1 protein-coding gene and 1 pseudogene are annotated in these 572 nt (G+C 60.3%); one reads left to right on the plus strand and one right to left on the minus strand.

The genetic code is table 11. The annotated features are described in order from the left end of the window. Positions 1-157: pseudogene (locus EN991_RS41525) on the plus strand (outer membrane assembly protein BamE); the annotation flags it as partial. Between the two features lie 272 nt (positions 158-429). On the opposite strand, the gene EN991_RS38975 reads toward EN991_RS41525, so the two are convergent. Beyond that, positions 430-572 (minus strand): sodium/proton-translocating pyrophosphatase (locus tag EN991_RS38975; protein WP_164769800.1); only part of this gene is annotated, 143 nt, incomplete at its 5' end.

Genomic DNA, 572 nt, shown 5'->3' on the forward strand with positions numbered 1-572 from the left:
CGTCACCCAGATCGCCAATTACGGGATGAAGGACGGCAAGATGTTCGACTTCATCTCACGCACCACACCGACCGGCGGCAAGGACCAGAACTTCCTCAGCCAGATCATCAACGGTGCCAGCAAGCTGGCACCCAGCATTCCGGGCGGCGGCGCCTAATTCCTTTCGGCTTCCATTCCGGGAGCCTCATCATCTCAGGCGACCAAAAACCCGCGGGAGCGATCCTGCGGGTTTTTGTTGTGGCCTCGATCAGGGCAAGATCCCCGTATGTTTGCCGGCGATGCTTAAGCCGTCGAAACCCAAGCCGGTAGATGAGATACCGGCGCATTTACCGTATGCAAGAGATCGGCTTGTTGACGCGTCGACATGGCATTGCTCAACAAAAAACCCGCGGGATCGCTCCCGCGGGTTGTTTCGGGCTGAAGCCTAGATCAGCCGTGCGCGAGCACGGCCAGCAGCAGGAGCGCGACGATGTTGGTGATCTTGATCGCCGGGTTGACGGCGGGGCCAGCGGTGTCCTTGTAGGGATCGCCGACCGTGTCACCGGTCACCGAAGCCTTGTGCGCCTCGGAAC

The organism is Mesorhizobium sp. M7A.F.Ca.US.005.03.2.1 (assembly GCF_003997795.1).
In the GTDB taxonomy this organism is placed as follows: domain Bacteria; phylum Pseudomonadota; class Alphaproteobacteria; order Rhizobiales; family Rhizobiaceae; genus Mesorhizobium; species Mesorhizobium ciceri.